This is a genomic window from Pseudomonas abyssi (genome assembly GCF_003444685.1).
GTDB classification, from domain to species: Bacteria; Pseudomonadota; Gammaproteobacteria; order Pseudomonadales; family Pseudomonadaceae; genus Halopseudomonas; species Halopseudomonas abyssi.
In genome coordinates this window covers 195,324-201,446 of the sequence record NZ_LMAZ01000004.1, presented here as the reverse complement: position 1 = coordinate 201,446, position 6,123 = coordinate 195,324, and the positions used below count along the sequence as shown (strand labels likewise).

The following is a 6,123-nucleotide window of genomic DNA, read 5'->3' as shown; positions in this document are numbered from 1 at the left end:
TATGACTCTTTTCCCCGTCAGCCCTGCGCTACTCGCCCGCGTAAACGGGACGAAGCCAAGGTGCGCACTCCACCATCTGAGCTTCCAGTGAAAAGCGTTGGCCCCGTGCCTAGGCACGCACACTGAAATTTGGTGAAGCATCGAAGGTAAGCGCGCTACGCGACACCCGCCTACTTGCGCGCAGCCCGAATCGCCGCCATAAACGCAGCCATCTCGGCCTCGCGGTCGGCCGCCACTTTCTGCACGTTGGGGTTTTGCGCCAGCAGCTCCAGCAACGCAGCCGCCTGCGGCAGTTCCGCCTTGAGGTCAATGTCGAACAGCTTCTGCGCCACCGTGGAGGCCAGGTCAAAGCTGTACAGCAGGAAAATATCGGCGACAGTCATTTCATTGCCTGCCACATAAGGCGCAAAGCGGCCATGTCGCGCCAGGGTTGCCACGCCGGCCAGCAGCTCGACCCGCGCCTTGTCCTTGATCGCCTGGTCTACCTTGCCGCCAAAGAACACCTCCATAAAGCAGGAGCGCGCCGGCAGCTCGATATACAGCTCGATTTCCTTGGTCAGCGCACGCACCACGCCACGCTCATACGGATCGCTCGGCAGCAGCGCCTTGCCGCCCTGGGTCTCTTCGATATATTCGAGGATGACGTTGGTTTCGTTGAGAAAACCCTGTGCGGTTTCCAGCACCGGTACCTTGCCGCGCGGGCTCTTGGCCAGAAAGTCGGGGTCCTGACTGCCGTGCACGTTGACGACCTCAAACTCGACACCCTTTTCCAGCAGCGCCAGCTTGGCCATGTTGAAGTAGTTGCTTGCTGCGAAGCCGTGTAGTCTGATCATCCTGTTGTTCTCCATTGTTAGGCGGACGGGAGGGCATAGGCTGAGTTGTAACCGCTCAGACGATAATTCTCCAGCGTCATCAGGCCCCTGAATGCGCCGACAATGACGCCCGGCTAGACTGAACTGCACACCCGACAAGAGGCACCATCAATGCTGACACCCGATGAAATAGCCGAAATCAACCTGCTCTGCCAGTTCAACCTGGGCAACTCCCAGGAAGGCCTGAAAATCCACAGTCACGAAGCCGACCCCGCCACCGTCGCGGCGTCCGAGCGCCTGTTCGCCAAGGGGCTGACGACCCAACCCGACGGCGGCTATCTGACCAGCCTGGGCCTGGACGCCGCCGAGCATGCTCAGACCCTGCTCACTATCCTGCGCACGCCGAGGTCCTGAAGCGCGCCATGCAGCAGCACGGTGAAATTCAGCCACGGATTGACGAGGGCATTGACCGCAAGACCCTGAACACCCTGCGCAAACGCTTTATGGCGGTCAACGCCACACGCCTGCGCAGGGTGCTGCAGGCACTGCCAAGCCGTCAGTACAACGTGCTGCAACTGCTGCCGCTGCTGTTCGACGTCAACTATCCACTGCTGCCCGGCTTTGTTTCACGCGAGACACCCTGCGGCCTGCACGGCTTTGAGCCGGACAGCAGCTGCCTGCAAATCGCCCAGAGCCTGACCCGCAGCTTTCAGTACCGCCGCCACCCCGCCGGTTTCAGTGGCCAGATCCATGGCCTGTATCTGATGGGCAGCGGCGGCACCATCGGCCAGTCCGAGCAGAGCGATCTGGATATCTGGGTCTGCCATGCCCCCGAGCTGGATAGCCGGCAGATCGAAGAGCTGGATCGCAAGTGCCAGCTGATCAGCGAGTGGGCCGCCGGTCAAAACAGCGAAGTTCACTTTCACCTGATCAACCCGGCCAGCTTCGCCCAGGGCGAGCGCGACAATCCGCTGGGTATCGAGGACTGCGGCAGCACCCAGCACTACCTGCTGCTGGACGAGTTTTACCGCACCGCCATCCGTCTGGGCGGCCGCTTTCCCCTGTGGTGGCTGGTGCCGGTCTACGAAGAGGCGCGCTACCGCGATTACACTCACCAATTGATCAGCAAGCGCTTTATCCGCGCTGATGACTATCTTGATCTGGGCCACGTTGCGGCCATCCCCGCCGGCGAGTTTGTCGGCGCGGGCCTGTGGCAGCTGTTCAAGGGCATCGAGTCGCCCTACAAGTCGGTGCTCAAGCTGCTGCTGACCGAGGTCTACTCCAGCGAGCACCCGCGCGTGCGCTGCCTGAGTCTGGACTTCAAGCAGGCGGTATTTGCCGGCAAGCCGGACGAGGATGAGCTGGACCCCTACGTCATGCTCTACCGCCGACTGGAGCGCTACCTGCTCAGTCGGCAGGAGAACGAACGCCTGGAACTGATCCGCCGCTGTCTGTATATCAAGGCCAACGTCCGTCTGAGTCGGCGCAGCGGGGTGCTGGACTGGAAGCGGCAAATGATGGAACGGCTGGTGCGCGAATGGCACTGGGGCACGCGCCAGCTGCAGCAAATGGATGACCGCCGCCAGTGGCGCATTCGCGAAGTGGCGACCGAGCGTCGCCAACTGGTCAACGAGCTGACCCACAGCTATCGGCTGCTATCGCAGTTTGGCCGCAGCCAAGGGGTGATCAACGCGGTCAGCGCCCGCGACCTGTCGCTGCTGGGCCGGCGCCTCTACGCCGCGTTCGAGCGCAAGGCCGGCAAGATCGAGTTTATCAACCCGGGCATCAGCCCGGACCTCAGCGAAGCACTGCTGACGCTGGCCTGGAGTGCAGGCACCGACGACAACCCGCCCAGCTGGAGCCTGTACCGCGACGGCCTCAGTGCCATCGAACTGAGCGATCACCAGGCGCTCAAGCGCAGCCTCAACCTGCTGGAGCTGCTCGCCTGGGGACACCGCAACGGGCTGATCGACAGCGCCACGCGCTTTGTCCTCCATCCCGGCGACAGCGCACTCAGCGAGTACGAGCTGAGCAGCCTGGTGCAGAGTCTGCAGCAGCAGTTCCCGCTGCCGCTGCCGGCACTGACCGAGATTGCCCTGTCACGCGCCAGCGAGCCCTGTCGCGTGCTGCTGCTGGTCAACGTCGGCCTGGACCCGCTGCCCGGCAGCAGCCAGAAAAACCTGCACCTGATCAGCAGCCATACCGACGCCCTTGGTTACTCCGGCCTGCGGGACAATCTGATCCAGCGTATCGACCTGGTCACCCTGAACAGCTGGAACGAGCTGCTGGTCACCCAGTACGAAGGCGAAGAAGCCTGCATGCAGGCGCTGCGCGACTATCTCAATGGCGGTCGTGAGCACCAGCGCCTGCCCGAGCTGGCGGTACGCTGCTTCTGCCGCAACCGCGCCAGCGCCATCGCCGAGCGGGTCGAGCGGCTGTTCGGCAGCGCGGCCCAGCACCTGCTGGGAACACCGCCGGCGCGCTTCATGCTGCAGCTGCAGAGCGCGTTCAGAGTGCTAGAGTGGCAGGACGAGCAGATCGGCATGCAGGCACTGGAAGACCGCGACCAGCTGCAGCGCTACCTGGGACGCTCGCGTCCACGCCATCAGCGCCTGGTGCTCGACGACTATGCCCTGCAGGGGCAGGATCTGGCGCTGATTCTGCAACAGGACCAGCCGGGCCGCGTCCAGCTGTTCTACCGCCTGCGCGCCAACTGGCAGGCCGACATCAGCCTGCTGGATGAGCGCGGCGCGCTATGGACAACCCAACAGAACTATCGCGACGAACAAACCCTGCTGCTGCCGCTGTTGCGCTTTTTGCGCAGTATTCAGCTGCGCCGTCAGGCGGGCGAAAGTCTGGATCGCAGCATCGATGAAGGCGAACCCGAGTTGTACTGCATCCTGCCCGCCCAGGACGGCCATCCGCTGCGCCTGGAGCAGCGCGCGCTGCCGCGTGGCGGCATGGACGCCGACATCTACGCTGTGCAGGCCATTGCCGAGCCCGGCGCCGGTCGCCGCCTGCGGATAACCATCTTCTGCGATCACCGCGAGTTTTCCGAACTGGAGTACGGCGCCCAGCTTTACACCGAGGTGGCGCAACATATCCTCAGCCGCCGTCGCGACCGCGAGCCCTATCCCTGCTATATCACCGACCTGGACCTCTCGGCGGTAGACCCGGGCGGGCGCATGCAGACCGTGCAGTACCTGCGTTACCGCCAGCAGCTGGAAAGCGCCTTGAATGACGCCATGCAGGCGCTGGGCTGAGATCAGCTGCGGCGACGCAGCGCTTGCCGCCTGGCAGCGGCTTCGATGATATCGCGCTGGCGTCGGTCGCAGGCGCCAGCCCATTCGATGATTTCACTCAACAGCCGGCCACAGCCCAGACACACCTCGCCGTCCAGGCAGCATTTGCGTACGCAGGGCGAAGGCTGGCTGCCGCGCGGAGTCACAGCGAGTCCGCGTCGATATCCAGCTCCAGTTCCTCGCCGCTGATATCTTCCAGCACAGCGGCCAGCACCTCGCCCAGCGTGCCCTCGCCACTGTCGTGCAACCAGCCCTGCTCTGCATCGAAGTTGAAGTGCAGGGTACGTTCCGGCGTGGCCAGCCACAGCTCGCGCGAAGCCGGCTGACGACCAACGGCCAGCCGCTGCCCCTCGGGCAGGATCAGCACCAGTGAGCCGTCAATATGCTCCATCTCCAGATCCAGGTCGCCATCATCCAGGGCGTGCTCGATCAGGTCCTGTACGCGGTCTACCGCCTGGTGAAAGCTTGCTTCGCTCATGTCCTGCATTGTCTGTCTCTCATCTGACTCTGGCGTCTGCGCGCCGTTTTCTGGCCGCCGGGTCGCTGGCTAATGCGTCGGACCGGGTGGCTGGGTATACTGCCGGGTATTCTACCTGTAAGGATTTCAACATGAAGCCATTCGCTGCGGCCCTGTTCACGTTGCTGGTTCTGACCGGCTGCGGGCAGAAAGGCCCCCTGTATATCCCCGAGGACACGGCCAGCGCGCCTGCCCAGACCGAGAACGCCGAGCAATCGACCCAGAAGTGATGCCCCAATGACCGCGTTTGAATACCGCAACGGCGAGCTGCACGCCGAAGGCGTTGCCCTGTCGTCGATTGCCGAACAATACGATACACCCTGTTTCGTCTATTCCCGCGCCGCCATCGAGCAGGCCTATGACGCCTGGGACAGCGCGCTGGACGGCGTGCCCCACCTGGTGTGTTTTGCCGTCAAGGCCAACTCCAACCTGGGCGTGCTGAACCTGCTGGCCCGCCGTGGCGCCGGCTTCGACATCGTCTCCGGCGGTGAGCTGGAGCGTGTGCTGGCCGCCGGTGGCGAGCCCTCGCGCATCGTCTTCTCGGGCCTGGGCAAGACCGCCGCCGAGATGCGCCGCGCGCTGGAAGTCGGCATTCACTGCTTCAACGTCGAGTCTGCCGCCGAGCTGGAGCGCCTGCAGCAGGTTGCCGCCGAGCTGAACATCAAGGCGCCGATCTCCCTGCGCGTAAATCCGGATGTGGATGCCAAGACCCACCCGTACATCTCCACCGGCCTGAAGGAAAACAAGTTCGGTATCGATATCGCCCAGGCGCCGGCCGTCTATCGCCGCGCCGCCGAGCTGAGCCATATCGACATCTGCGGTGTGGACTGCCACATCGGCTCCCAGCTGACCGACGACACGCCCTTCATCGACGCGCTCGACCGCCTGCTGCAACTGATCGACAGCCTGGCCGCCGACGGCATCACCATTCGCCATCTGGATCTGGGCGGCGGTCTGGGTGTGACCTACCGCGACGAAACGCCACCGAGCCCCGGTACCTATCTGGCCAAGGTGCGTGAGGCGCTGGCCGGTCGCAACCTGACCCTGGTATGCGAGCCGGGCCGCTCCATCGTGGCCAATGCCGGCGTGCTGCTGACCCGCGTCAACCTGCTCAAGCCGACCGAGCACAAGAACTTCGCCATCATCGACGGCGCTATGAACGACCTGATCCGCCCGGCCCTGTACAGCGCCTGGATGGGTATCGACGCGGTCAAGCCGCGCAGCGACGTGGCTGTGGACACCTGGGACCTGGTGGGCCCGGTCTGTGAGACCGGTGATTTCCTCGGCAAGGACCGCGAACTGGCGCTCGCCGAAGGCGACTTGCTGGCCGTGCGTTCCGCTGGTGCCTATGGTTTTGTCATGAGTTCGAACTACAACACCCGTCCGCGGGCGGCTGAAGTGCTGGTCGACGGCGACACGACCCACCTGGTGCGTCGCCGCGAAACCGTCAGTGAGCTGCTGGCCGGCGAATCCTTGCTGCCCGAGGCCTGAG

7 protein-coding genes are annotated in these 6,123 nt (G+C 64.0%); 4 read left to right on the top strand and 3 right to left on the bottom strand.

Annotation, left to right across the window (positions count from 1 at the left end):
- Nucleotides 1-170: 170 nt before the first annotated feature.
- Nucleotides 171-833 carry a glutathione S-transferase family protein gene (locus ASB58_RS13860; protein ID WP_118131282.1) on the bottom strand — a complete coding sequence of 221 codons (663 nt, stop codon included), beginning with the start codon at nt 831-833 and terminating at the stop codon, nt 171-173.
- 150 nt (nt 834-983) lie between these two features.
- Here ASB58_RS13860 and ASB58_RS13855 point away from each other — a divergent pair, with 150 nt between their 5' ends.
- Both ASB58_RS13855 and ASB58_RS13850 read left to right on the top strand, forming a co-directional pair.
- Nucleotides 984-1,226 carry a TIGR02647 family protein gene (locus tag ASB58_RS13855; protein WP_096004546.1) on the top strand — a complete coding sequence of 81 codons (243 nt, stop codon included), beginning with the start codon at nt 984-986 and terminating at the stop codon, nt 1,224-1,226.
- A gap of 8 nt (nt 1,227-1,234) precedes the next feature.
- Nucleotides 1,235-4,075 (top strand): class I adenylate cyclase, encoded by a 2,841-nt coding sequence (locus tag ASB58_RS13850; protein ID WP_118131281.1) that lies wholly within the window; start codon nt 1,235-1,237, stop codon nt 4,073-4,075.
- 2 nt (nt 4,076-4,077) lie between these two features.
- Here the strand turns inward: ASB58_RS13850 and ASB58_RS13845 are convergent, their stop codons facing one another.
- Nucleotides 4,078-4,260 carry a DUF1289 domain-containing protein gene (locus ASB58_RS13845; RefSeq protein WP_096004548.1) on the bottom strand — a complete coding sequence of 61 codons (183 nt, stop codon included), beginning with the start codon at nt 4,258-4,260 and terminating at the stop codon, nt 4,078-4,080.
- Nucleotides 4,257-4,592, bottom strand: coding sequence for an iron donor protein CyaY (gene cyaY / locus ASB58_RS13840; protein ID WP_165771259.1), 336 nt, complete (start codon nt 4,590-4,592; stop codon nt 4,257-4,259). Before cyaY ends, ASB58_RS13845 begins: the two co-directional genes overlap by 4 nt.
- Before the next feature lie 131 nt (nt 4,593-4,723).
- On the opposite strand from cyaY, the gene lptM reads away from it, so the two are divergent.
- Nucleotides 4,724-4,861, top strand: a complete 138-nt coding sequence (gene lptM, locus ASB58_RS13835; RefSeq protein WP_096004550.1) for an LPS translocon maturation chaperone LptM — start codon at nt 4,724-4,726, stop codon at nt 4,859-4,861.
- A 7-nt stretch (nt 4,862-4,868) separates the two neighbouring features.
- Nucleotides 4,869-6,122, top strand: coding sequence for a diaminopimelate decarboxylase (gene lysA, locus ASB58_RS13830; RefSeq protein ID WP_118131280.1), 1,254 nt, complete (start codon nt 4,869-4,871; stop codon nt 6,120-6,122).
- The last annotated feature ends 1 nt before the right edge of the window (nt 6,123 follow it).

Excerpts from the sequence above, each read along its gene's own strand:
- ASB58_RS13860 (WP_118131282.1), bottom strand. The coding sequence starts at position 833 with ATGATCAGACTACACGGCTTCGCAGCAAGCAACTACTTCAACATGGCC.
- ASB58_RS13855 (WP_096004546.1), top strand. The coding sequence starts at position 984 with ATGCTGACACCCGATGAAATAGCCGAAATCAACCTGCTCTGCCAGTTC.
- ASB58_RS13850 (WP_118131281.1), top strand. The coding sequence starts at position 1,235 with ATGCAGCAGCACGGTGAAATTCAGCCACGGATTGACGAGGGCATTGAC.
- cyaY (WP_165771259.1), bottom strand. The coding sequence starts at position 4,592 with ATGAGCGAAGCAAGCTTTCACCAGGCGGTAGACCGCGTACAGGACCTG.
- lptM (WP_096004550.1), top strand. The coding sequence starts at position 4,724 with ATGAAGCCATTCGCTGCGGCCCTGTTCACGTTGCTGGTTCTGACCGGC.
- lysA (WP_118131280.1), top strand. The coding sequence starts at position 4,869 with ATGACCGCGTTTGAATACCGCAACGGCGAGCTGCACGCCGAAGGCGTT.